Source organism: Actinacidiphila sp. bgisy144 (assembly GCF_057708105.1).
In genome coordinates this window covers 16,840-40,486 of record NZ_JBYIRM010000001.1, presented here as the reverse complement: position 1 = coordinate 40,486, position 23,647 = coordinate 16,840, and the positions used below count along the sequence as shown (strand labels likewise).

22 protein-coding genes are annotated in these 23,647 nt (G+C 67.9%); 10 read left to right on the top strand and 12 right to left on the bottom strand.

Annotation, left to right across the window (positions count from 1 at the left end):
* Positions 1 to 888 carry a helix-turn-helix domain-containing protein gene (locus tag AC3EVP_RS00185; RefSeq protein WP_435124495.1) on the bottom strand — a complete coding sequence of 296 codons (888 nt, stop codon included), beginning with the start codon at positions 886 to 888 and terminating at the stop codon, positions 1 to 3.
* A gap of 859 nt (positions 889 to 1,747) precedes the next feature.
* Between AC3EVP_RS00185 and AC3EVP_RS00180 the strand changes: the two genes are divergently transcribed.
* Both AC3EVP_RS00180 and AC3EVP_RS00175 read left to right on the top strand, forming a co-directional pair.
* Complete coding sequence (locus AC3EVP_RS00180) at positions 1,748 to 2,536, top strand: helix-turn-helix transcriptional regulator (protein WP_435124493.1); 789 nt, start codon at positions 1,748 to 1,750, stop codon at positions 2,534 to 2,536.
* A 239-nt stretch (positions 2,537 to 2,775) separates the two neighbouring features.
* A complete protein-coding gene (locus AC3EVP_RS00175) occupies positions 2,776 to 3,270 on the top strand; it encodes a hypothetical protein (protein ID WP_435124490.1) in 495 nt (164 codons plus the stop codon).
* A gap of 9 nt (positions 3,271 to 3,279) precedes the next feature.
* On the opposite strand, the gene AC3EVP_RS00170 is transcribed toward AC3EVP_RS00175, so the two are convergent.
* On the bottom strand, positions 3,280 to 3,456 hold the full coding sequence (locus AC3EVP_RS00170) for an LYR motif-containing protein (protein WP_435124487.1): 177 nt from the start codon (positions 3,454 to 3,456) through the stop codon (positions 3,280 to 3,282).
* Between the two features lie 33 nt (positions 3,457 to 3,489).
* Here AC3EVP_RS00170 and AC3EVP_RS00165 point away from each other — a divergent pair, with 33 nt between their 5' ends.
* Positions 3,490 to 4,257, top strand: a complete 768-nt coding sequence (locus tag AC3EVP_RS00165; RefSeq protein WP_335984591.1) for an IS5 family transposase — start codon at positions 3,490 to 3,492, stop codon at positions 4,255 to 4,257.
* A 10-nt stretch (positions 4,258 to 4,267) separates the two neighbouring features.
* On the opposite strand, the gene AC3EVP_RS00160 is transcribed toward AC3EVP_RS00165, so the two are convergent.
* Positions 4,268 to 4,792: a hypothetical protein gene (locus AC3EVP_RS00160; protein ID WP_435124484.1), complete on the bottom strand. Its 525-nt coding sequence runs from the start codon at positions 4,790 to 4,792 to the stop codon at positions 4,268 to 4,270.
* Between the two features lie 1,241 nt (positions 4,793 to 6,033).
* Between AC3EVP_RS00160 and AC3EVP_RS00155 the strand changes: the two genes are divergently transcribed.
* From AC3EVP_RS00155 to AC3EVP_RS00130, 6 genes are all read left to right on the top strand, one after another.
* Positions 6,034 to 6,759: an MmyB family transcriptional regulator gene (locus AC3EVP_RS00155; RefSeq protein WP_435124481.1), complete on the top strand. Its 726-nt coding sequence runs from the start codon at positions 6,034 to 6,036 to the stop codon at positions 6,757 to 6,759.
* 249 nt (positions 6,760 to 7,008) lie between these two features.
* The gene (locus tag AC3EVP_RS00150; RefSeq protein WP_435124478.1) at positions 7,009 to 8,127 is read left to right on the top strand and encodes a PhlD; all 1,119 of its coding nucleotides are present in this window, start codon (positions 7,009 to 7,011) and stop codon (positions 8,125 to 8,127) included.
* Between the two features lie 932 nt (positions 8,128 to 9,059).
* Positions 9,060 to 9,317: a hypothetical protein gene (locus tag AC3EVP_RS00145; protein ID WP_435124475.1), complete on the top strand. Its 258-nt coding sequence runs from the start codon at positions 9,060 to 9,062 to the stop codon at positions 9,315 to 9,317.
* Between the two features lie 264 nt (positions 9,318 to 9,581).
* Positions 9,582 to 10,496 carry a hypothetical protein gene (locus AC3EVP_RS00140; RefSeq protein ID WP_435124472.1) on the top strand — a complete coding sequence of 305 codons (915 nt, stop codon included), beginning with the start codon at positions 9,582 to 9,584 and terminating at the stop codon, positions 10,494 to 10,496.
* A gap of 38 nt (positions 10,497 to 10,534) precedes the next feature.
* Entirely contained in the window at positions 10,535 to 10,912 is a 378-nt protein-coding gene (locus tag AC3EVP_RS00135) for a hypothetical protein (RefSeq protein WP_435124469.1), read from the top strand.
* A 227-nt stretch (positions 10,913 to 11,139) separates the two neighbouring features.
* Positions 11,140 to 11,940, top strand: a complete 801-nt coding sequence (locus AC3EVP_RS00130; protein ID WP_435125526.1) for an SAM-dependent methyltransferase — start codon at positions 11,140 to 11,142, stop codon at positions 11,938 to 11,940.
* Positions 11,941 to 11,962: 22 nt separating this feature from the next.
* Here AC3EVP_RS00130 and AC3EVP_RS00125 read toward each other — a convergent pair whose 3' ends face one another.
* From AC3EVP_RS00125 to AC3EVP_RS00115, 3 genes are all read right to left on the bottom strand, one after another.
* Positions 11,963 to 12,877, bottom strand: a complete 915-nt coding sequence (locus tag AC3EVP_RS00125) for a helix-turn-helix domain-containing protein (RefSeq protein ID WP_435124466.1) — start codon at positions 12,875 to 12,877, stop codon at positions 11,963 to 11,965.
* 85 nt (positions 12,878 to 12,962) lie between these two features.
* Positions 12,963 to 13,193 (bottom strand): DUF397 domain-containing protein, encoded by a 231-nt coding sequence (locus tag AC3EVP_RS00120; RefSeq protein WP_435124463.1) that lies wholly within the window; start codon positions 13,191 to 13,193, stop codon positions 12,963 to 12,965.
* An 802-nt stretch (positions 13,194 to 13,995) separates the two neighbouring features.
* Positions 13,996 to 15,255 (bottom strand): IS110 family transposase, encoded by a 1,260-nt coding sequence (locus tag AC3EVP_RS00115; RefSeq protein ID WP_435124460.1) that lies wholly within the window; start codon positions 15,253 to 15,255, stop codon positions 13,996 to 13,998.
* Positions 15,256 to 15,296: 41 nt separating this feature from the next.
* Between AC3EVP_RS00115 and AC3EVP_RS00110 the strand changes: the two genes are divergently transcribed.
* On the top strand, positions 15,297 to 15,692 hold the full coding sequence (locus AC3EVP_RS00110; RefSeq protein WP_435124457.1) for a helix-turn-helix domain-containing protein: 396 nt from the start codon (positions 15,297 to 15,299) through the stop codon (positions 15,690 to 15,692).
* 184 nt (positions 15,693 to 15,876) lie between these two features.
* On the opposite strand, the gene AC3EVP_RS00105 is transcribed toward AC3EVP_RS00110, so the two are convergent.
* The 6 genes from AC3EVP_RS00105 to AC3EVP_RS00080 all read right to left on the bottom strand — a co-directional run bounded on the left by AC3EVP_RS00105 (position 15,877) and on the right by AC3EVP_RS00080 (position 23,601).
* Positions 15,877 to 17,613, bottom strand: coding sequence for a tetratricopeptide repeat protein (locus AC3EVP_RS00105; RefSeq protein WP_435124454.1), 1,737 nt, complete (start codon positions 17,611 to 17,613; stop codon positions 15,877 to 15,879).
* A gap of 3 nt (positions 17,614 to 17,616) precedes the next feature.
* A complete protein-coding gene (locus AC3EVP_RS00100; protein ID WP_488179779.1) occupies positions 17,617 to 17,979 on the bottom strand; it encodes a hypothetical protein in 363 nt (120 codons plus the stop codon).
* A 248-nt stretch (positions 17,980 to 18,227) separates the two neighbouring features.
* Positions 18,228 to 20,591, bottom strand: coding sequence for a helicase associated domain-containing protein (locus AC3EVP_RS00095; RefSeq protein WP_435124448.1), 2,364 nt, complete (start codon positions 20,589 to 20,591; stop codon positions 18,228 to 18,230).
* A gap of 147 nt (positions 20,592 to 20,738) precedes the next feature.
* Positions 20,739 to 21,578 (bottom strand): helix-turn-helix domain-containing protein, encoded by an 840-nt coding sequence (locus tag AC3EVP_RS00090; protein ID WP_435124445.1) that lies wholly within the window; start codon positions 21,576 to 21,578, stop codon positions 20,739 to 20,741.
* Between the two features lie 182 nt (positions 21,579 to 21,760).
* On the bottom strand, positions 21,761 to 22,678 hold the full coding sequence (locus AC3EVP_RS00085; RefSeq protein ID WP_435124442.1) for an endonuclease/exonuclease/phosphatase family protein: 918 nt from the start codon (positions 22,676 to 22,678) through the stop codon (positions 21,761 to 21,763).
* On the bottom strand, positions 22,675 to 23,601 hold the full coding sequence (locus AC3EVP_RS00080; RefSeq protein ID WP_435124439.1) for a hypothetical protein: 927 nt from the start codon (positions 23,599 to 23,601) through the stop codon (positions 22,675 to 22,677). The genes AC3EVP_RS00085 and AC3EVP_RS00080 overlap by 4 nt, the downstream gene beginning before the upstream one ends.
* Positions 23,602 to 23,647: the final 46 nt, after the last annotated feature.

Here is a 23,647-nt window from a genome sequence, read left to right as displayed (position 1 = left end):
CTACTCCCTTCCGGTCGTCTCGTCCAGCGCAGCGAGCAGGGCCGCGAGGTGCGCATCGGCCCGGGTTGCCTTCCGCGTGCCGGAACCGGTGCCCGGCCCGGAGGAGGAGATGGGTCCGGTGGGGGAGTGCTCCCGGGCGATCCAGGCCCGCCAGTCGGCAGCCCACGCCGTGGCTGATCGCGGTGTCCACGGCGAGCGGTGTGCACGCCACTTCGCGTCGGCGGCGGCGAGCCCGTCCTCGCCGAGGCGGTCGAGGTGCCCGTTCTGGCGGGCCCACGTGTGGGTGTCCGGGTCGAGCCGCCAGTCGTTCGCGGGCATCACGGACGTGCTGCTGGAATTCCGGTTCACCTTCGGTTCACTACGGTTCTGGGGGTCAGTCCCAGACCCTCCCGGGGGCCGGTTTCCGACCCCCCTGGGGGGCACCTTCTGACCCGTGGGCGCAGGATCTGACCCGGTCGGATGCTGACGACGGGGGGCGAATTCCGACTCCTGCTTGGGCCAGATCCCGTGCTTGCGAAGTCGTCCTTCGTCCAGTTCAGGCACAAGGTCGGACAGCGCCGGCGGTTCGACGTACGCGTCGGGGGCATCGCGCCGTGCGGCGGTGGCCTTCGCCAGCCATGCCGCGGCGCGCGGTAGGCGGTAGACCGTGCTGCGCTGCGGCCCCTCGAAGGCGGTGAGCACCTTCACCTCGCCGCTGTCGGCGAGCGCGGTGAGCGCGCTGCGCACCGCGTTCCGGCTGGCATTCGTCCGCTTCATGAGCGAGGCGAGGGAGGCCCAGACGACGCACTGCTCGTCGGGCGCGCGGTCGGCCAGCGAAAGCAGGACGAGACGTGCTGTACCCCGGCTCACGCTGTACTCCCACGTCCACTCGCGGGCTTCCTTGCTCATCGGCCCACCGCCAAGGCGAGGAGCGGGGCAGGATGCGGGGAAGTGCGGAAGTCTGCCGCGCTGGCCGGAGGCACCGGCCTGTCGCGCAGGGCAGTCGGCATGTAAGACTCTCCTACGTAGTGAAGCCCGCGCCGGTGTGCCCGTGGAAAGGTCCGGTGCGGTGAAGGTGGGCATTTTCCTGCCCTTGCAGGGGCAGAGGTGCCGTTGAGCGCCCGGCGCCCGGGAGTTGAAACCTCCTTGGGCGTCGGGCGTTTCTGCCCGGATCGCGCTGCCCGGGCTGTCGTCTGTCGCTGAGCCCCCCGCGTCGTGTCGTGCCGGGCAGGATGCCCGGTGAGGACGACGAACATATGCGAGCCGGGCGTCAACATCCAGGCTTAGCTAAAGGACTCTCTACAAGTCCTCGGCTGCCGCGAGGCTAGGGCCAACTACCCATCCGCGTCGTGATCCAGGCGATGAATCCGTGATGGCCCCCCTTGTTGCGGCGCCGGTGGCACGACCGACTTCGTCATCAGTGACGTGATTGTTTCTCTGGTCTGGATCTTAGTCAACGTGTCCGAGCGGTTACGCAGACTAGCGCCACAGCGTTAGCCGACCTCGTGCGAAGGCGGTAACTTGCAAGAACAGAGGACCAGATGACGGTTAGTTAGCGAATCCAGCAGGCGGATAGGAGTGACGAAGATCGGCAAAAAATGGGACGAAATTTCTCATAGGCAATCTTCTGCCGCCCGAAGGGTGTGACCGGTACCCTTCGTGGTGGCTGTGGATGAGACGAGGTTGGGAAAGATCAACTATGGTTCTCGTATCATCTATCCGGGGTTCGAATCGGCGGGTCCCGCGTGACATGGCGAAGGTGATTGGCATGCCCATGGTGGCCGGCGGCGGTGCGCCTGAATCGAGTACGGACGGGGCGCGTGTTGGAATCCTGCTGCGCACGTGGCGCGAAGGGGCAAGCCGACGATTGGGCCACCCTGTCCTGCAGCGCGATGTCGCCCGCGTGATGGGGAAAAGCCTGCGGTGGGTCCGTGATCTCGAAACCGGCGCAGTCCGCAGGACTCTCACCCGTGACGAATGCGACGCAGTCGCCGAACTCCTCGAACTCGACGGCGCCCAGCGACGCGCACTGCTGCTCGCAAACATCGGCGGGGCGTTCCGTGCGGTGGAGCCCGCAGAACGGCGCGTCAGCCCGGAAATGCAGGAACTGCTCGATGGGCAGAGCCCCTCGCCCGCATATGTGGCGGACGCCGCCTGGAACGTCCTTGGCTACAACCAGCCGGCTGCGGACTGGTTTCCGTGGATTGCTCGGCCTGGAGCCAATGTCATGCGTTGGATACTGCTGGATGCTCAATCACATGAGCAGCACATAGACTGGAAGTCGGACGAGGCGGAGTATTTGCAGATACTCCGCGGAGCCGTACTCGCCCGCCCCTACGACACCGACCTCCGGGACATCGTAGAGGATGTTAAATCCAACCCGATTTTGTGCTGCGCGTGGGACGAGTCCGCCGGCAATCTCTCCGAGCACCGCGACGGGGACCTGATCCGCATGACGCTGCCGATCGGAGGCGGAGAAATCATCGACTTTGTCATGCACGTGCTGTACCCCGCCAGCATGCCCGATTGTCGAATGACCGTGCTCACGCGGCAATGACCGCGTGAACAGCGGGAGCTACGGCCTTGCGACGCCGAACCGGCAGCAGGATTTGGTAAACATCCCCCTCGCGGACGGGCTGCATACCTGCGGGAACGTGGTCGCCCCGGGGGCTCTCCCCGAACTCTCGCAGATGAACATCTGTGAGAGAGCGGCCGTGCCCCCGCGCGCTCCCGAATGCATCAGCACGCCGACAGCGCAGGATTGTCAGCGCGATGCTGCGCAAGGAGTCTGGGGCCATGACGAACACCGACAAGCCTCTGTACCCGATTCGGCCGATCCCGTACGTGATGGACGAAGACCAGGCCCAGTTGCTCGCACGGCTCACCGAGAGCTACGCCGACGACCTTCAGCAGGTCCGCGAACGTAATCCGCTCGCGTCGGTCACCGCACTCCTGTACGCGGTTCACGCGCACCAGGCTCAGCGCGTGTTCGCCTGCCATCCGCGTTGGAGGGAGACCGCGGGCATCACCGAGGTGCCCGAAGACCGAGCGGACCACGTGGCCGCCGCGCTCGCCCTGCTCCAGGTCGCCCGTGACGACCTGGAGGGCCTGGAGGGCGCCCTGCTGCTGGCCGCCCGCACAGCCAGCACCCGCACAGGCAAGCCGCTGCTGACGTTCCGGCAGATCGCCGGCGCGCTCGGCGTGGAGTCCGAGCAGGCCGCGCAGGGCCGCTACCGCCGGAAGGTCGGCACGCCGAACGCCGCTTCGTCGGGCGTCGACGGCACCCCGTAGCAGCGGCCGTCAGATGCCCGCCTCGCACACACCACATACCGTGTCGCGGATGTCGAGGACCATCACGCCGTCGATCTCCTTGACGCCGCCCCTGCCGAAGCGGACCCACTGAGCCGTTTCCAACCTGCCCTGCGGGTGCGGCAGTTGGCGTGACAGACGAGTGAAGCCCCTGGTAGACGGGTTCACGACCAAGATCTCCCGTACCGCCAGAGGCTTCACGTGCTTGTCTACCCGTCCGGCTTGGACCTGTCCAGCTCGCATCTTCGCTTCCTCAGCGCCCGTCTGGGCGAACGTCGCCGTGCGATCGGCAGCCGATGGCGCCGGTTGAGCGCCGGCGGGCAGGCACTGCTCGCCCTCGCCCACCTCCGCAACGGGCATCCCTACGCCCAGCTCGCGTCCGGGTTCGGCATCGGCACGACGACCGCGTACCGGTACATCACCGAAGCCGTCGATCTCCTGGCTGCCCTGGCACCCACGCTCGAACAAGCCGTCCGCGAGGCATCGGGGAAAGCGTTCGTCCTGCTCGACGGCACGCTCCTGCCGATCGACCGCATCGCCGCGGACCGACCCTTCTACTCAGGCAAGCACAAGCGGCACGGCATGAACGTGCAGGTCCTCACCGATCCGTTCGGCCGCCTACTATGGGCCTCACCAGCCCTGCCCGGAGCCGTCCACGACATCCGAGCCGCCCGCGAACACGGCATCATTGACGCCCTCGCCCAGGCCGGCATTCCCTGTTGGGCCGACAAGGGCTACCGCGGCGCCGGCGGAACAGTCCGTATCCCGTACTGGGGACGATGGGTGACCCTTTCCCCAGGTCAGAAGGCAGTGAACCGGTCCCACGCCAAGATTCGCGCGCTCGTCGAACAGGCCATGGCCACCCTCAAGAACTGGCGACTCCTGCGCAAGCTCCGATGCTCCACCACCCGGATCACCGCCCTCGTCCAAGCCGTCCTCGCTCTACATCTGGCCAGCTCAGAGCGATGATGAAAAGCGCTCACTGCGGGAAGACGCCGACGTCGCGGACGAGGGCGAGCTTCTCGGCGGAGGCCGCATTCGGTGCGGAGTCGATCTCGATCACGAAGTTCGGCCCGCCGGGAATCCAGACCACTACGTCGACCCGGCCGTGGCGGCCCTTGCCGTCCGGCACAGCGGGCAGCCGTAGTTCCTTGTTGGCACGGGCGCAGGGGGCGAGCGGGCTGTCGCGCACCAGCTCGTCCTTGAACGAGAGCACGACCTTGGTCAGGACGCGGGTGGCCCCAGCGGTGGAGGGCGGCCCCTGTCCCTTCGCGTGGACTGCGGCGACGGCTTCGGCGGCCCGGTGCGAACAGGCGGCGAGGATCTCGCCCAGTGACCAGGCCATGGTGCCCAGGTCGTCCTTCTCCACCCTGCGGGCCGCGCGGCCGGTGAGCTGGTGGAGCCAGCCCTCCGCCCAGTGGGCCTGGCCCAGGGGCCGCAGTACCCCGCCGTCGACCGCTCCTCGCCCGGCTTTCTCCTTGGTCGGCAGCAGCCGGGCGGCCATCTCGGTGACCTGGGCACATTTCGTCGCTGCGGCCTTCCCTGCCCATCCTCTCCTCGACGGCGAGTTGCCCATGCCCGGATCTCCGCCGTTGGACACGGCTCAGTGTTCGATCGCCGCGGAAACGCGTGCGCGACGATGAACTGGCGGCAGGCCCGGGTCCGTTCAGCGGCAGCTTCGGCCCTCAGTCTCGAGCTGCTGCTGCCCTGAAGGCCACCGCCGCCCAAGCGGTGCCGATTCGGCATTGCGCCGGAAATTGTGCTGCCGGGCGGCATAAGACGGACCAGGTGACCGCGCGAAGGTACCGTCGGGTGCTCAAGCGGAATCCGACGTCCCGCAAGAGGAGAAGCAGGCTCCTGGTTCTCGGCTCGGGTATTCATGTCCCTTTCCCCGACGCCGTGCGGAGGGAATAGAAAAATTGAGGATATGCTGGGCTACCTGTGTTGCTGCGGGCATCTGCCGAGCATGGTTTCCACGGGCCAATTTCTCCAGCGCGTTATGTGCTTCAATCCCGAAAGTGTTGGATTCCGTCAATGGAATGTGCACGGTCTGGAGAACGGGTGGAGCCAGGTGGAATTGAGATATCCGGAACCAGCATGCTGAGGGCGCGGATTCGGCAAGGCGGGATGCCACGAGGGTGCTGGTGGCCCGGTCGACAGTCGGGTTGGACCAGATGGACACGATCAGTGGGGCACTGTCGACCGCGGCGATCGCCTCTCGGTACGGGTCGCCGGAGGCCGCCGGCACGGTGGCGGTGGCTACCGTCATTCCTGCTGCGCGGAGTATCCGTGCGATCGGGAGTGTCACGTGCGGGTCGGCTAGTACCGCCACGTCGTGTCTGGGGACCAGGGTCGGCCAGGTGGGCGTCATGGCATGGCCTCGGTCGGTCAAGGCCGCCTTGGCTCGGCTGCCTGTTCCCTGTGCGCTCTCGCGAGTAGCCGCTGTGTTCATGGTTTCAAGGTGACCGCTGATCTCGTGCGTCCGGAAGGGTCGGCTACACGCCCGGGTGGTCGCTCGACCCGGGTCGCACGCAGACCCGGGTCGAACGCGGACCCGGCACGTCCGTTGTGAGCGCCGAGTCGAAGAGGTCAAAACCCTGATATATGGTCAAAACGTCAGCGTTCGTCTCTCAGGGGAGTACGGCGATGTACACACCGGGACAGCCGCAGCGGCTCGGTGTGGACATGCTGCCAAGGTGGCGGTCTCGTATCACTCCGGATGGGGAGATGTCTGCAGCTACCGGGATGAAACTCCCGAAGACGATGACGGTTTCCCTGATGGCCCGCCTGCTGCATGTCGATGAACGACATTATCGGAGAATTGAAAAGGGCACCGCTCACGGTGCGAGCGTCGAGCTGATCGAGGACATTGCAAAGCTGCTCCGCCTCTCCTCGGATGAAGTGGAGATGCTGTACCTGTGGTGTGGGAAAACTCCGCCTCGCGTCCCACAGGTTGGTGGCGAGGTGCCGCCGGAGTTGCTGTCGGTGATGCATGCGGAATCACACGGCGCCTACTGGTGCTCGTCTGGATACCAGGTGATGGGCGCCAATGAGCGGGCGCTGGCCAATTGGCCGTGGATGCGGCGTCCGGGTGTGAATGTACTGGTGTCGCTGTTGCAGGGGGAAGGTCGTGCGCAGTGCGTGGAATGGGAGACTCGCTGGGCGCCGCTCTTGTTGGCGCAGCTGCGGCGTGAGCTTATCGAGTCTCCGGACAACGACGAGTTGCTGCACCTCGTCGACCGCCTCGTGGGCGACCCGGTCGTGGAGCGTATCTGGCGTGCCACGGCGGAAAGTCAGCCCCGCGCCTACGGAACGCGCCGAGACATGATCATGCCGCCGTGGGGCGTGCCTGTAGAGATCACCGTCACGGCACTGGTGCCGGCCGGCAGGCCGGACCTGCGGCTCGTGGTGGGGGTCCCCGCTCCTGGCGTCGTCCCGGAATTCCCGGCTCTACCCGCGCCGCCGGGATAGCGGCGCAGTGCCTTCACCTCGATCGTGCGCCGCGGAGCCGCAACCGGTGTGCCCCGGGCGCCGACGAGGCATCGGTTCCCGTTGTCGCCCCGCTCGCGCGGTGTGGCGAAGCTGACGCTGGAAAAAGCGGATCACTTACGCACGTGGTGCATATCACTGCAAGATGTCCCTTACAAAGGGCACAATGCACTTAACTCGGCATAAGCCGGGTCGAGGCCCATCGCCGAACACCGAGGAGACAGGCGCGGCATGCTGATAGCTCTGAGCCGACCGGTGGTGGTGCGCGCGCCACACGACGTCTCGACTGACGCGATCGAGGCGGACTGGCTGAGGCGGTGGCCGCCGGAGATTCGTCTGCCGGAGCAGCGCCGCCAGCTCGCTGCCGCGCTGCGGATGGTGCGCTCTACGACGGTGGCCAGCAGGCCCTGGATAGCGCCGCTGGATGTCGTCGCAGACGGCTCCCGGGACGCGCGCGAGGTGTACGACGCGGCCTTTGCCGCGGTGGTCGACATGGCGACCGCTGCCGCCCGCGAGGCGCTGGAAAAGGCCGGGCTGCGACCGGAGGACGTCGACTGCGTCGTGACCTCCCACACCACGAGCTGGACGATCCCGCAGCTGGACGTCGCCCTCGTCAACTCTCTGGGCCTGCGCCGGGACGTGGCCAGGGTGCCGGCCGCCACGCTCGCCTGCGCCGGCGGCGCGCACTGCCTGATCCAGGCCACACGGTATCTGGCCGGGCGGCCCGACGGCGTAGTCCTGGTGGCGGCCGCCGAGGCGCTGTCAACTCTTCATATGCCGTGGCGGGAGCCGACCAGGACCCGCGTGCTCTACGGCGCGCTGTTCGGCGACTCCGCCGGCGCCACGGTGATGGTGGGTGCCGGGCGCGGGCAGGGAGACACCGCGCAGCAGCTGGTCGAGGCCGGCGGTTTGGTGGCTGACGTCGACACGTGGGAGTGGTTGCAGCACGGGGAGAGCCCGTACTGGGGCGAACTGCAGCCCGGCGGGTTGCCGGGTGCGGGGCGGATCACCTTCGAGTCCAACCGAGATGCAACCAAGGGCGCTCGCGAGACCCTGCCTCACCTGGTGACTTGGCTGTCCGGCCGCCCCGTGGATTGGGCGGTGGTGCACCCGGGCGGGCCGGGCATCATCGCCGACACCATCAGCGCACTCGGCCTTCCTCCGGACTCTGGCCGCCACGCGGCCGACTCCCTCACGAACGGGAATCTCGGCGGCGTCGCGATCCTCGACGTGCTGCGCCGTCAGCTCAACGCCGGACCAGTACGCGGGCAGGGAGTGCTGGTCGGCTACGGCCCCGGGTTTGTGGCGGACGCGCTACTCCTCACCATCCCGGACGCGGCCGGTCGTTAGTCAGCCCACGTCGCGGATGTCAGGCCGCGGTGATTCAAGCGTCAACTTCTGTTGAAGGCCATGACATGACGCTTGAGATCGGTGGTGCTCATCCAGTGCCGTAGGACGCTTTCCGGGCTGGAAGAGCTGTTCCGCCCGCCGCCGTGGTCCGGCCCACGGAACGCCGAGTTCCCCGTCCACTGTGGGGTGGCCGCCCAGCCCCCTCGGGACGAGGCGGACATCGACTTGTGCGCCTTCGATCCTGCCCGAGATGCCGGTGCGCTGGCACGGGGCACCGACCTTCACGGGCACTTCCATTCGTCCCCGGTCTCGTCCACGACCAGCACGGCCGCCTTGCCCTTAGCAATGTTCGATGGCGTTCCGTGCACAGCGTGGCGACGTCAACGTGCCAGGACGCCCGACGCAGCAGGTGCTGCATGCCGTAGGGAGTTGCCTCCCCGGCCTGCTCCGCGATCGTCCGGTCGCGAGGCCCCGCCCCTAGTACGCGGACCACGTGGCGGTGACGACACCGCCTGGCGGCCGTTTGCACGGCTAGCGGCAAGACTGCACATGAGACCACTCGTACGAGTGAATTAATGTGCCCGTCGGATTTGCGGCGTCGTCGATGTGGTGCTCGCCACAGGTACGGTGTCCCGTTGGATCATGACCGATTGTGTTCGATCCTGCCGTTTGTCCATTCGCCTTGATGGTCTTGTTGTCGTTTTGCGATCTTCTTTGCGATCGGTTGCGCCGCGGCGTCGCTGCAATTGCTCATGGAGTCGGGTCGGGGGAATCGCATTGTCATTTGCACGGAAGGGATGGGTGTCGCCGGTCTGGCCTGTGGCGGGCTAGGTTCGCGGCAGCGCCGTACGACGAGGGCCCCGAGCGGTAGCTGGCCGGTCTCGGAGCCCTCGCGGCGCGCATCCATCCGCCGCGGACCTTGAGGAGCACACGTGGATGAATACATGCGTCGAGCGGACGAACCGCCGACACTGCCGAGGGTAATGATGCCGTCTCCCGGTCTTGCACAAACCCTTGGTGGGCAGTTTTCAGTCTTCTCCGTGTCCTGGAGCGCTGTGCTGATCGCCCTGGCCGCCTGTCAGTTGGCGGTCGGTGGGGACATGGTGGTGGGCATGCTGCCGGGCCTGTGCGTGGCGCTAGGGGATACGCAGCCGCCGACTGTCGTCTGGTGGCGCGGCCGCGCCCGTTAGTCCGGTCTGGTGGGCTGCCGACGCCTTGCGCCGACGGCCCACCAGGCCCGTTCGCAGGTGCTGCCGCTGGTCGGCGGCGGCTTATCCCGAGAAGCAGGCCCGGTGGAGGGCGTGATGCAAGAACCGTGTGCCAATCCGGAGTGCAGACGCAAGTTCGACCAGCGCACCGGGCCCGGCCGACGCAAGGACTACTGCACGCCGGCGTGTCGGCGGCGGGCACAGCGAGTACGCGATGCGGCTCGCAGCGGAACCCCGGTAGACGGGGTGCCCACCGGTGAACAGATCGCGGTCAGTATCGCTGCCGGCGCGCGTGAACTCCTGGATGCCGAGCGCGCGGGCGAGGGTCTCGCGGGCCTGGCAGCGCGTGCTGGCAACCTCGCGGCGCTCGTCGAGTGCTACCTGCCCGTGCTGGTGCACCGCGAGCGCGCCAACGGGACCAACTGGCCGGAGGTGGCGGAAGCAACGGGCATCAGCGTCGCGCAGGCCCGCGGCCGATGGACCCTGGCCCGACTGGCCCGGCTGTGCGCGCCGGTGCAGGGGACACACGCCTGCGACGCGGCGGCTGCCCTGGATATGCGGCGTCACGCCACCGGTGAGGGCGCTTCGCAGCCCGCGCGGGCGCGTCTGGTCGAGGCGTTGTCATTTCTGCGGCGGACCAGCGGTATGTCGCTGTCGACGCTTCAGCGGAACACCGCCCTGGACATGAACGACCTCAAGGCGGTGATGTGTGGGGAGCGTGTGCCGTCCTGGCTGGAGACCGGTCTGCTGGCCGCTGCCCTTGGGGCGGTGCCCGCGGACATGCGTCACTTGTGGGAGTGCGCCGCGGGTGTCGAACCGGAACTGGCGACGATGACGTCTACCACCGCCCGGCTGGCGCTGCGCCGCGCAACGCGGGGGATCTACCTGGCGGCTGGGTGCCCGCCGCCGGCCGTGGTCGCGGGCACGGCCCGCACGGTGAGCACTGAGGGTGTCGAGGAGGTGCTGGACGGTGAAACTCCCGTGCTGTGGACCTCGTTGGCTGCGGTGGTGTCCGCCTTGGAGGGCGACGTGCGTACCGTGCACGGGCTGTGGCGTGCCGCGTGGGGGACGGCGCCGCAGCGGCGGCCGGCAACGTCCGCGGCCGACCCGTCCGTGCACCCGGCGGTAGGCTCCCGCCCCGCGCGAAGGGAGCGGCGGTGACCCCTCGCCGACCCGGGACTGCGCTGGCGACTGTGCGGATGCCGCTGACGTTCGCTGCGTTCTGCGCGCACAAGCAGGGGCTGTATCAGCGGTACGTGACGCTGCGCGTGGGAAGTCCCGCGCGGGCGTGCAGGCTGGTTCAAGTCACGCTCGGCGACCTGGCGATGAACTGGCACGAAGTCTTGAGCAGTTCGTCTCCGGCCGCCGAGTCGTGGCAACTGCTGACGGCGAGGGTTGCCGAGGCAGCCGGACGAACCCTGCGCGCTCCCTACGATGTGCTGTCCCGCCAGGACGCCGACGTCCTGGTGTTGCGGTATCGCATGGGACTGCCGCTCGGCGTTGCCGCGGATTTGATGGGCTTGGACGAGTCGACCCTCACATGCCGGCTTCACGCGGCTCTCAGGACGTTCCGCTAATCGTCACGCTGCGGAATGCGCCGGGCATGGGGCGCTCGGTCGGGTGTTCGGTTGTGCGCGTGGGCGACCCTGTTTTACACCCGGATGAGGGTGATTCACTCCCGTAAGACGGGCGTTTTCGGCCAACGGACTGGTCTGCGCAGGCCCGTTGCTCCTAACATGATCTCCCGTCAGGGAGCGAACGCTCCCGGCGGGGGCGGTGGCGGAGCAGTGACGGGGAGTATCTCATTTCTTCCGAATCGATCGACGTCACCCGCCCCAGCGTCGCACGCATGTACGACTTCCTTCTCGGCGGCACGGACAACTTCCGGCCCGACCGGGACGCTTGCCGCCAGCTGCTGACGATGGCACCCAACGCCCGGGAAGCGGCCCGCGTCAACCGGGAGTTCCTGGAGAGGGTCGTGCACTTCCTTGCCGCTTCCGGGATTCGGCAATTCGTCGACTGCGGCGCGGGCCTGCCCGCCCGCCGAAACGTTCACCAGATCGCCCAACGCGTTGCTCCGTCGTCGCGTGTCGTCTATGTCGACAACGACCCGCACGTCTTAGCGCAGGGTCGGTTAATGCTCGAAACAAATCGGCGGACCACTATGCTCGGATCTGACATCCGGCGGTGGCGCAATCTATTAGAACGGCCCGCGTTCGCCCGGCTCATCGACCTCGGTCAGCCGATCGCTGTTCTTTTCGTCTCGGTGCTGCACTGCATTCCCGAGGAAGACGATCCGCGCAGCATAGTTCACGGGTTTGCCGAGAGCTTGGCTCCCGGCAGCTTCGTCGTCACGTGCCAACTCGTCAGTGATGAGGGGGCGTTGCGTGACAGAGTCACGGATTTCATGGTCCGGACGATCCCAGGAGGATGGGGGCGCGTGTGCTCACGGCAAGAGGTACGCCGCTATTTCACCTCGGCGCGCATGCAGATCATGGACCAGATCTGCGAGGTATCCCGGTGGCGCTCTGACGGCGAAGGCCCTCTCCTCGGTGACGTTGGGCAGGGCCTCATGTGCTTCGGGGGCGTGGCACGTATTGTCTGACTCCGGGATCTTCCTGGAGGCGTCAGCGCTCCAGCCTGTCGACGGCTTCCAGTAGCATGCGCATGCTCTCCTCGCGATCGGCTGCAGCTTCCATCAATGCCATCAGCGCGCGCTGGTATTCATCGATCTCCTCGCGGGCGTTCAAGTACTGCCCGCCCGTGGGATGCTGCTCAAGGTAGATCAGTTCATGGGCGTCACCCGATGCGAACTTCAAATATGTCATCGCCGGAGCCGGCGCCACCCCCTTGGCGGCAGCGCTGAACGGAACTATGCGAATGTTGATCCGATCGCTGTTCTCTTCCAGCATGTGCAGGGTGCGCAGTTGAGCGCGGAACACGGGGATGCTGCCGACGGTTCGGTGCAGGATTGCCTCGTCCAGCAGCGCTGAATATACCGGCGGCTCCGCCTGGTGCAGGATCTGCTGACGCTGACGGCGTACGTCCACCAGCCGGTCGATCTGCCGCGCCGAGTCGGCGGGGTTGGTGAAGGCCATGCTCACCACGGCCCGGGCGTACTCAGGCGTCTGCACCAGTCCCGGCACGTACTGGCAGTGATACGTGCGGATCTCCGTCGACATGGCCTCGGTCGCGATCAACCGCGGCATCCAACCCGGCAGGACGTCGCTGAACTGGTGCCACCACTCGGCCTTCTCCGCCTGCGTGAGCAACTGCCGTACGGCGTCGAGGCTCTCCGGGTCCTGCTCACCGTAGAACTCCAACAACCGCATCACGTCCTCCTCCTTGGGAGGATGCATACCCCGCTCCAGCCGGCTGAGCTTCGCAACGGAGACCCTCACCTCGGGAGCGACATCGGCAAGCTTGAGGCGCTGCTCCTCCCGCAACTGCCGCAGGTGCGCGCCGATGACGCGACCTGCGGCAGCCGGACCTGCCAGTGCCTCCGCATTAGCGGGCACGAGCCTCAACGCCGGACCGGCCACTGACCGACTCCTCACCATGGGTGGCATATGACAACCCACAGCCTGTCCGGACGCCTCGGCCAACGCAAGTTCTAGTGGGGACTTTTCAGTCAGTCATGGTGTCGAAGTCGCCGGCCCGAGCCCCGGCAACGAAGGCACGAAATTCCGAACGCGTGTACACCAGGGCGGGGCCCTTGGTGTGGCGAGAATTGCGCACGGCTACATCCCCGTTTGCAAGCTTCGCCACTTCGACGCAATCGCCCTTTGGGGCGCTCGCCGTGCTCTTCACCCACCTTGCGTCCACAATCGAGTCCGCGCGAACCCCGTTGTCGTACATCGTCTTGACCTCCTGAGTCGAACCGCTGTGACCGGTGCAAACGAGCGCGCATGCCGGGAGTGTTGTACGGCTGCAACTCGGGTACGACTGCTGCCGTATCACTTGCTCGAACTGTGAAAATTGCACGAACGAATGGAACCAACTTGATGCTAGACCTCGTCCGGGGCGTCAACCATCACCCGAAAGACGGCATTTGCGCTCGGTGTATACCTGGATTCATTCGAACGTGGGTACGCGAGATGGAAGGAGATGGACCTGTCCGAAGCTGCCCGGGTGGCGCGACCCCTCTGGCCGGACGCAACCCGCGCCACCCAGGACTTGATCGTTGTGGGAACCGGCTGTGTCGATGTATCGGAATGGCGTGGGGCGACTGCCTCGCGGCCGACACTGCGTGCTCCCGTCTGTGCCATTCCAGCCGCTCCCCGGGCTGGCGCGGTCGCGCCGCCGCCGAGCACCGTTCGAGTGCGGCCCCGGCGTTCCGAAACCACCCGGGCCGGGGCCGGTACGACGAGGACGTGAACGGCTCGATTCCCAGGCCGGAGCCCCCGGTCCTCAGGTTTTCCTCAGAAGCACTGGTCGATCGATGCGCGGTCGAGGCGAGAGTGGAGTGCGTCCAACCTACCCACGGTCGCTGGGTGTTCCTCTGCCGGTGGTTATCCGGGGGCGGCGCAGCGGGGGTTTCGCGCCTGTGCGGTGGGTCAGGGAGGCAGCCGGGTGCCACTCCCGCGTTAGGGCTCGTGGCCCAGAGAGCAACTCGGGCATCTGATCCGGCTGCCCGCCTGGCTCGCCGCACCGGCGCGTGTCACAGCCGCGCTGGCGCCTTCTCGGGGTCGGTGTCGTCGCGGCCGGGCCACATGGCGGCTTCGTCGTAGGGCTGGCCGGTCGCCAGGCAGCGGTGGAGGCCCGCCAGCAGGCGCCCGCCGACGATACGCAGTGCCGCCGCGTACCGGTCGCCTTGAGCACGCCGCTCGTCGTAGCGGGCCCGGCTTCCCGGTGAACGGGTGAGGGTGCTGAACGCCCAGCGGTGCACGGCGGTGCGCAGCAGCTTGTTGGCCGAGCGCCGGTAGGTGACGGTCCGGCTGGTGCTGGACTCCCAGGTGATCGGTGAGACGCCAGCGTAGGCGCGCAGGTGCCGGGCGGTGGGGAACCTCGCCGGATCGTCGCCGATCTCGGCGAAGATCCGCGCGCCCAGTGTGGAGCCGAGGCAGGGGAAGGAGCGGTAGACCGTCGCGTGCGGGTGAAGGTCGAACGCGGTGTTGAGCCGCTGGTCCAGATGCTCCTCGGCGCGGCAGACCGTCTCCAGACGCTCCAGGATGGTCAGCGCGCGCTCGCCGAGGGCGGCCTCGGTGGCGGGCGGCTGCCGCAGGTCGAGCACGACCAGGTGGTCACGGACCGCCGCGGCGGTGTCCTCCAGTAGCCGGAACCGCCCGGACCGCTCCAGGACGTCCGCCACCTTGCGGACCGACAGGGCGGCAGCCTGTCCGGGGGTGGGGGCGAGCGCGAGCAGTGCGCGGGCCTCCGCGCGGCGCAGCCCGAGGTGGTAGGGCTCCCAGGCCCGTACGTACGCCGGGAAGTAGATCATCAGGTGGCTCCGCAACTTGGCCAGGAGACGCCGACGTTCCTCGGAGGCGTCGAGCCTTGCGTGCGCCAGGACGCGCACGGCCTGCGCGGCGTCGGTGGTCTTCGGCGCGGACCGGATCTCAGGGTGGGTCCGGGCGATGTGGGCCAGCAGTGCGGCGTCGGTCCGGTCAGCTTTGCTGACGGCCACGCCGGTGCGCCCTCGGAAGCGGGCAGAGACCATCGGGGGGACTGCAACGATCGGCTGGCCCCGGCGGCGCAGTTCCACGGCGATCAGCCGGCCCGCGTCCTCGATGACGACCGGCACCTGCTTGCGGGAGTAGTGGTGTGAGGAGCTGAGGCGCCGCAAGGCGTTGACGATTTCGTCCACGCCCTCGCGGGTCTCCTCGATCCGCAGGTGCCGGATGACCTCGCCCGTATCGTTGACGATGGCGCAGTCCTGCAGGCGTTCTGACCAGTCGATTCCCACCCACCAGCTTGGCATCGCCCCTCCAATCATTAGTACATATATGTACCACAAGAGTGGTGCTTGGACGCGAGCGGGAGGCGCACGGGATGATGTGGGGCGACGAGGACCAGGGCATGTTGTGGCAGGAGGACCGGGTGCGCGGCGACCGGATTCCCCGGACCTACACCGAGGGCGAGTGGCCGCACGCCGCCATACCTTCGGCGGACGCGCCGCTGCCTGTGCACTACGCCCTCGCGCTAGCCCGCGCCTTGGACGACCTGTGCGCTCGGCGCCGCCAGTCCCACCGCGCCCTCTCGCAAGCGGCCGGCCTCGCACCCAATTCGGTCGGGAGGATCGCGCGCGGGGAGGTCTACCCCGACCTGGCCACCCTCGCCCGCCTTGAGGCGGCGGTGGAAGAGCCGATCTACCCACAGGGCCTCTACCGAGCACTTCGCCGCCCCGACGCCGACTGAGCGAACCGATAAGCGTGGGTGGCAGTGCCGGCGCGAACGGCGTGCGGACTATCGGGCAAGTCGAGGCGCTGAACGCCACACCCAACGCAGCGTCTACCAAGTGTGTGGACAGGGACTGCTGGTCGTCTACGGCGTGGGCATGCCGCTGTGCGGCACCCCTCGCAGACCCGGACTCGGCCGATCCTCAACTGGTCTTGTCGCCGGCATCGGCAGGGGCGCCCATAGTGTTTCTGGCCTCTCTTCGCCAGTGTGCGAGGCTGTGACGGGTGGCCAGGGTGTAGGGGTGGTTGGTGCTGAGGACTCGTAACTGGTCCTTGAGTAGTTCGGCGAGGGCGGCTGCGGCGCGGGCCGGGTCACCGGCCTCCCCGTGGAAGTGTGCGAGGTTGTGGCGGGTGGTGAGAGAGTCGGGGTGGTCAGGGCCGAGGAATTTCCCAGATGTGTCGACGAGATGCTGGAAGTGGCTGACGGCGGCAGCGACTTGGCCGGACTCGCCGAGACTGCGCCCGGCCCGGACAAGCAAGCGGTAGGCGTCGGAGTGGTGGAGTGCGGGTTCGGCGTAGGTGGTGAGGGCGGTGGTGCAGGCGCGGAGCGCTTGGGCGTGGGTGGTATCGCGTTCGATGTCAGGCCAGGTGGCGGTGAGGGCGCCGGCGGCGGTGCGGGCGGTGTGGTCGTGGCGGGCCGGGGGGAGGGTGTCGCGGGTGGCGCGTTGGACGAGTTGGTGGACGCGGACCAGTCGGCCGTCCCAGGCGGGGGCGCCGACGCGGTCGGTGGGGTGGTCAGCGTGTGCGTGGGCGGTGCCGGGGGCGGTGAGGAGGCTGAGGCGGTGAAGTGCGCGGAGTGCACCTTCGGCTTCTTCCTGGGTGACCGGTTCGCTCCGCGGTGCAGCCGGGTCGTCGTCTTCGCGTGGGGGTGTGCGGTGGCGGGTGAGGTGGTCGAGGGCAGGACCGCTGGTCAGGGCGTTGAGTGGGGTGCCGTTGGGTGCGAGGAACGCGACGAGTTCCAGCATGGGGCGGGCCAGTCCGAGCGGGCGCAACCGGTCGGCGTAGTCGACGGACAGTTCCCAGACCGCGGCCATGCTGCGAGGCTGCTCATCGGGGCGGGTGTCCGGGCTGAGGGCTTCCAGGGTCCGTGCGTGGCGTGTCAGGAGTTCTCGGTAGTGGCTCACCGTGATGTCTGCGTCGGTGATGTACGCGGCAGCCTGGGACAGGGCCAGCGGCAGGTGTCCCAAGTCGCCGGTTAAACCCGCAAGTTCGCCGTCGGGCTCGGTGCGGCCGTCGGCTTGCAGGACCTCGGCCAGGTAGGCCACGGCTTGGGCGGGGGTGAACAGCCCGACGTCGACCCGCTGCCGGCCACCACCCTTGCTCAGGGCGTGGTCGCGGCGGCGTGTGGTGACGACTGTCCGCCCGTGCGCAACCTGCGGCGGCCACAGGCCGGTCAGGTCCGCCGGGTCGGCGACGTCGTCGAGGACGATCAGCCAGCTGCTGCCGCTGACCCGTAGCCACGTCAGGAATCCGGCAGCGGCGCGCTGCGGGTCGGCAGGATCGGTGCCGCGGATCGTCGTGCCGGCATCTGCGAAGGCGGCTACGACGGCGTCGCGGCTGCTGGCGGTGACCCAGAGCAGCAGGTCGACCCCGTGTCCGTCGTCCCACGCTTGGACCGCGTAGTCCGCGGCCAGTTGCGTCTTGCCGACCCCGCCCATCCCGGTGAGGACCTGGCATGGCACCACCGTCGCACCCTCGGCAGCGGCCTCCCGCAACCGTGAGCCTTCTGCTCGGTTCTGGAACGCCCCTGCCCGCGCCGGGACCACCCCGACCATCAGCGGCCACGCCACCTCCTCCCGGGGCGCCTGGAAGTAGTTGTGCTGGGTGTTCCCGTCGCCGTACTGCACCGCGGTCGGACCGGTGAACGAGTCGCCGGTCACAGGTCAGGACCCGAAGGTGTTGTGCTGCGTGTTGTGGTCGCCGACCTGCAACGCCGTCGGCCCGCTGAACGTGTTCCCGTACAGCGAGCGGGCACCCGGCCCGGCCGCCCGTACCGCCGCCTCCACCCCCGCCACCGCACGCTCAAGCTCCGCACGGAAGACCGGGTCCTGCTCGACCGCCTCCGCCAACGCCAACGCCAACCGCGCCCGGGTACGGTCCGACACCGCACCCCGCTCCGCCGCCGCCTCGACCTCTGCCGGCTCGAACGCCGGGGCCGCGCCCAACCGCACCGCGATCACCTCGTGCAGCCGATCCATCCCCGCATCCAGCACCTGATCAGCCTCGGCATCCACCCGCTCCGCCACCCGACCCGCCTTACGCACCACCCAGCCGGCCAAGTAGCCAACGGCCACATCGATCCCGAACATCATGCCCCCCGAAACGACCCGACGTCTCCCACGCTAGTACCCGCACCGGGCCCGCCACGCAGGAACCACCGACCCGGCGTACTGTGCCTGTACCGCGCACATCCCCGGTGATGGGCACCTTCTCGTGGAGCTGGCAGGCTCTGCCCGAGCCGGTGCCGCCGTACCTGCGCCGGCTGCTTTCGGCGTCAGTCGGGTTCTGGTGGTTCGTGGAGCACGGCTCGTACGCCAAGCTGCGTGAGTTCCTGGGCTAGCTCCGGACTGATGGTGTTGGTGCGCATCTTCTTTCTCTGGTGACGCAGCCAGTCTCCGAGCTTCAGCCCGTCTGCTGTGACGTGTGTGGAATGTACCTCCGGTCTTCCCTCCACTTGGCAGTAGTCCTTGAGTGCTTGCAATAATTTCCGCTCGCGCAACTCGTTTGCGGTCAGGTGAAGTTCATTTTCTTTTATGCGCGCCGCGCGATCTGGCGCGAGCTCGCCGGTCTTGAATTTTTTCAGCTGTTCGATGCGCCAGCTGCCGAGTTTAAACCCTTCGATGGTGGTGTGGTCGCGTGGGACGACCGGGTGGCCCCATTCATCCCTGAACTCCATCCAGGCTGCGAAGTGTTTATTCCAGCGATATTCGGCCAGGTTGCGAATGAAGTCGAGTTCGAGGAGTTGGGCTTGGCGCTCGGTGCTCAGCTCGTCCCAAGTCCTCCGTCGGGTGCTCACTTGGACTCCGAGGGCGCGGCCGGTCGGCGATTCGAAGTTCTGGGGGACGTCGAGGTCGCCGTACTTATCGCGATACGCGATGAGGTCTGCGATGAATCGATCCCAAACGAGGTCGTGCTTGTTCCAGGTGATGCCGAGCTGTTCGAGTTCGGCGCTGTCCTGGTGGGTCATCCGGCCCTCGCGATGGCGGGTCTTCTGGTTGTTGAGCCAGCTGGAGAGGTGAAATCCTTCCGGTGTCGTCCAGCCGCGGGGAGGCTCGGGGTCGGTGTGCGTTTTGCGGTACGCGGCGTAGGCGGCGATTCCCTCTGCCCAACTGCTGCTTGCGGACCGGACGATCCGCACGGAAATGGCCCGGGCGAAAGTGGGTGGCACGGGCATCCCGCTGATGCTCAGCCAGTCGGGGAGGGGGGCGCTCGGTTCGAGGTCGCTGTGCCTGTCGAGGTCCAGACGGGTGGTGTCATCGGTGCCCAAGGTCCGTCGTGCGCTGTCGAGCCGTGCGCTGAGGGTGTCATCCGTGGCGCGCAGAGCTTGGGCGACTCGCAGGACGGGCGCGAACTTCGTGCCCAGCAGGACCTCTTCGGGGTCGTCGCCGTCGTCGAGGATGAGCGGGACGATGATCGACGCGATCTTGTCGGTGCGGCCTCCGGTGCGTGCGGTGCGTCCGATGCCCTGGATGATGTCCGTGACCGACTCGCGCGGATCGAGGAAAGCCACCCCGTCGACGTCCGGTACGTCGACTCCCTCGGTGAGGACCCTTGAGTTGGAGACCACCCGTAGGCCGCTCTGGCGGGTGCGGAGCCGGTCCAGGATCGCGCGCCGTTCACGGCCCGTCTGGCCGCCGTGGACGTGGCTGGCCCACACCGATCCGGCGGGGCGCTTGTCCGGGTCGAGGAGGCTTGCGACTGCCGGGAGTGTCCGGGCGAACAGCTCGGCATCGGCGACACGGTGATGATAAGTGATCATGTTCCGGATGTCGTGGTCGCGCGCCGCGCGCAGGATCGCGATCTGCCGGGCCAGCATGGCGGCGGGCACCGCGGACTGCCCGACGCGGAAGAAGAGTGCCTCTTCCTCGGCGAGCGCCCGTACCTCATGGCTGTGGGCCACGGCCACGATGAGGCGGTAGTCCGCCAGCATGCCCAGCTCGATGCCGCGGGAGAACGGGATGATCTTGCAAATGGGTCCGAAGATCTTCCGGTCGTCCATGCTGACGGCGGCATCGCCGATGATCACCGGGGTGGCGGTCATGTAGAAGCGGAGTTCGGCCGGCAGGGCTACGTCGTCGTGGACGATGCCCCAGCTCTTGCCGACGGCTCCAGCACTGTGGTGCGCTTCGTCGATGATCGCGATGCGCCAGGGCGGGAGGCCGTGGTCAGCGTGGGCTGCGGCCGACGTCCGCAGGCTCTGATAGGTCGTGGCCACGGTCACCCGGCCGGGGCCGGTGGTGAAGTCGGTGAGCTGCTGTGGATCGGTGGTCACCAGCGTCGGCTGGGGTATGAGCGGCCGACCATCGTGGTCCAGGAGGGCATGGGGATCGGAACACACAGCGACGACGCGCCCAAGGTGGGCGGCGCCCCGATACGCGCTCCACTCGGCCAAGATCTGACCGAGCAAGTCGATGGTGGGCGCGACGATCAACACGCGGTCGTTGGCAGCGATACGGGAGGCGACCTCGGCGCCGACACGCGTTTTGCCGAGGCCGCACGCCATCACACCGGTCGTTCGGGGCCCGGTGGCGAGTGCGCGGGTGGCCGCGGCGACCACCTCGTCCTGATGCGCCCACAGGTGCGGCCCGCTGCTGGTGACGGTGTGATCGATGCCGGGGGTAGGGCTGGGGCTGGGCACGGGTTCCTCTTCGTGCGGATTGCGAGGTGCGGTATGGGGGACGGCGGAGTCGGGAGTGGGCGGAAGGCGGTCGCCAGGCACGGTTCTTGACCGTCCCGCCCACCGGACCGAACCGACGGTCCGGCCCGGTGGGCGGGCGGTCGTCGGTCAGCGCTGCGTTGCGTCCCGCAGGTGTTCGTCCAGGAGGGTGCGCAGGAGGACCAGGGATTCCGCCGGGAGGAGCGCGGTATCGCGCAGCGCGTCGAAGGCGACGCGTAGGGCTTCGACGTCTTCCGGGTCGTCGGTGAGGTGGCCGTTCCAACTGCCTTGTGTGTACGCCACGGTGGACCCGTCGCGGAGCGAGATCAGCTCCAGCGAGCTGCGCAGGTGGTGCGGTCCGGCCGTGAACGGCACCACCTGCACTGCGACCGCGGGACGTTGCGCCGCCTCGATCAGGTGCTCCAGCTGGGCCGTCCACGTCTTCGGGTCCCGCGCCTTCCGGCGCAGCGCCGCCTCGTCGACCAGCACCCGGTAATGCACGGGCTGCGACAGAGGCGTTTGGCGGTCCATCCGCTCCGCCACTTCGGCCGCCACCTGCTCCGCCGTCAACTGCGCGCACTGCAGCTGCTCCTGCGCGTACGCGCGGATCTGGAGCAGGTCGGGAATCGCGTGGGCGGCGTACTGGAGGATTCGGGCCGCGTTTGCCTCGAACGGCCCGGGGTTGGTGACCAGTTGATCCCTCGTCTCCCGTTTTGCCAGGTGCCACAGGCGTTCCAGGAGGTCCCCGGTCCCGTACACCTGGTCCAGCATCTGTGCCACCCCGAGCGTGCCCAGGCGCTGTGCGCACTCCAACCGGTGCAGGTACGACTGCTCGTAGAGGCACAGCGTGCCGAGCTGCATGTAGCTCATGCCCGCCTTTTCACGCAGCACGGCGAGTTGGCTTGCGTACAGCGCCCGCGCCGAATGCGGATCAGCGGTGATCACATCCTCCCTGACCCTGGCCGACATGCGATTCCTCCTTTTCTGCGGGCCCTGTGGCTGACGCGTAGGTGTTCGGAGCGGACTCCTGGAGCCGCGGTACGAGGGACGGCGGCGCCAGGAGGGGGCGGGAGGTGGTCCAGGCGGGAAGGGCGGTGAACGGGGCTTGGCCGCGTTCTTGACCGTCCGGTGGACTGGACCGGCGGCTGCGGTCAGAGGGCTTCAATCATGCGTTTCCGGTCGAAAGTGGCCACCACCAGGGCGTGGTCGGTGACAGCCACGACATCGTCGCCGGCGTCGACGGTGACGGACGTCAGCGCGGGCGCGAGGTTCGGGGTGGCGTAGATCCGGTCGATCCGCGTTCGTGGGCCCTGGTCGGTGCGGTGCAGGCTCGCGGTGGGGGTGAGGGCCTCGGGCTGGCCGAGGTTGTACGCGGCGTAGCGGCCGAGGTCGATGAACGGGCCCGGCCGGCTGCCCTTGCGATGGGCTCCGGTGAGGATCTCGTCCGGGGCGGTGTCGGGCACACGCTGGCCGTCGCGCCAGATCGTCCGGTGCTCGAAATGCACCGGGTCATCGATGCTGTCCAGGTTCGGCAGGGTGACTTCGAGCGGGCTGGGGACCGGGTAGCTGTTGGCGTCCATCCCTATCAGGGCGGTGCCGCCGTGGTCGGCCAGGTCGGTCAAGCCGAGTGCCTCGGTCGCGCGCGTCGCCCCGTCGTTGTGGCACAGGTGGTGTGAGGCCAGTTGCAGAACGCGGTCGGTGCCGCGGAACCGGACGCGGACGATGCATGCCGGTTTCCAGCCCTGTCCGCGCTCTTCGTGGCTCAGGATCTCGAAGACGGTGGGAGAGACCATCACACCGACCGGGCGCGAGGCTTTACCGGGCTGCGGCAGGCACATGAACGCCACCAGCCCGCCGAGGAAGTTCGCCTCCTGCTGGAGTTCGCGGTAGCCCTCGTAGTGTGCGCCCGGCAGCTCCTGCCGGAACACGATGTCGGGCCCTATCGAACGGAGGATCTCGCGTGCTTTCTGCCGCTGGGCGGACGTGCGGCCGTTGTCCTCGATGTTCGCGGTGACTGCGACAAGTTTCTTCATGCTCGTCTCCAGGTGGCTGCTGGTCGGTTCGGTCATTCCGTGGCTGACAGCAGCCGGGCCAGGGCTCCGCGATTGGCACGGGCGATGACAAGGTTGTGGTCGGAGAGGTGCTGCGTGTCGACCGTCGTCACGGAGTGGAATGCGGGGAGGAGTTCGGGGCTGGACAGGAGCCAGTCCACCCGGGCGTCGGGGCCGTGGGTGTCGCAGGCGAGCATGGTCGGTGCCAAGGGGCGGTGGACCGTGCGGGCGAGGTGGAGGGCGATGTCTCGGCAGCCTCCGGTGTGGAGCAGCTTGTGGGGTTCCTGGTCCATGACGCGGGTGCTGTCGGGGCCGGGGCGGCTGCGGTGTGCGCGGTGGGGGAGGTCCGGGATCTTGTCCAGTTCGGGCAGGCGTATGTCCGCCACGCCGGGCGTGGTGGTGGGGTAGGAGTTGCCGTCGAGGCCGGCGAGCATCCGCGCGTGCCGGGTCTGTCCGTTGGGCAGTGTCACCGTCTTGTCGTTGAAGTAGGTGATCCACCCCGCTTCGATCTCGCGCAGGGCGTAGGAGGCGTAGTTCAGGTGGGCGGCGACCGCGATGATCGGTGTGGAGTCGGGGCCTGCGTCGCGAAGCTGGAGGGTGACGGCGGTCGGCGGCATCTTGAAGCCGTCCCACGGGGCGGGCCAGTTGCCGAGCGGCCGGAAGAGGTCAGTGTTGGCGAACACGGCGGTGGGGTTGTTCGTGGGGCCGGAGCCGAGCCAGCCGCGCATTCCGAGTGCCCGCTCCGCCTCGTACATGACGGCGTGCTGGGCCTCGGTGGCCTTGAACATCTCCTGCCGGAAGATCAGGTCCACGTTGTGCTCGCGCAGGAGGGCGTAGGCAGCGCGGCGGAGGTCGGGGTTGCCGAATCCGTTCTTCTCCACGTTGCAGGTGGCGATCGTGATGTCGTCGTCGTGGGGCGGGCTGGCGGGTGCGGTGGTCACGTCTCCTCTTCCCGGTGCTGATGGTTGTGGCGGTAGGTGGTCAGGG

Bases quoted from the DNA above. Each gene is read 5' to 3' on its own strand.
- AC3EVP_RS00185 (WP_435124495.1), bottom strand. From the start codon at position 888: ATGAGCAAGGAAGCCCGCGAGTGGACGTGGGAGTACAGCGTGAGCCGG.
- AC3EVP_RS00180 (WP_435124493.1), top strand. From the start codon at position 1,748: ATGCCCATGGTGGCCGGCGGCGGTGCGCCTGAATCGAGTACGGACGGG.
- AC3EVP_RS00175 (WP_435124490.1), top strand. From the start codon at position 2,776: ATGACGAACACCGACAAGCCTCTGTACCCGATTCGGCCGATCCCGTAC.
- AC3EVP_RS00160 (WP_435124484.1), bottom strand. From the start codon at position 4,792: ATGGCCGCCCGGCTGCTGCCGACCAAGGAGAAAGCCGGGCGAGGAGCG.
- AC3EVP_RS00155 (WP_435124481.1), top strand. From the start codon at position 6,034: ATGAAACTCCCGAAGACGATGACGGTTTCCCTGATGGCCCGCCTGCTG.
- AC3EVP_RS00150 (WP_435124478.1), top strand. From the start codon at position 7,009: ATGCTGATAGCTCTGAGCCGACCGGTGGTGGTGCGCGCGCCACACGAC.
- AC3EVP_RS00135 (WP_435124469.1), top strand. From the start codon at position 10,535: ATGCCGCTGACGTTCGCTGCGTTCTGCGCGCACAAGCAGGGGCTGTAT.
- AC3EVP_RS00120 (WP_435124463.1), bottom strand. From the start codon at position 13,193: ATGTACGACAACGGGGTTCGCGCGGACTCGATTGTGGACGCAAGGTGG.
- AC3EVP_RS00115 (WP_435124460.1), bottom strand. From the start codon at position 15,255: ATGCCAAGCTGGTGGGTGGGAATCGACTGGTCAGAACGCCTGCAGGAC.
- AC3EVP_RS00090 (WP_435124445.1), bottom strand. From the start codon at position 21,578: ATGTCGGCCAGGGTCAGGGAGGATGTGATCACCGCTGATCCGCATTCG.
- AC3EVP_RS00085 (WP_435124442.1), bottom strand. From the start codon at position 22,678: ATGACCGAACCGACCAGCAGCCACCTGGAGACGAGCATGAAGAAACTT.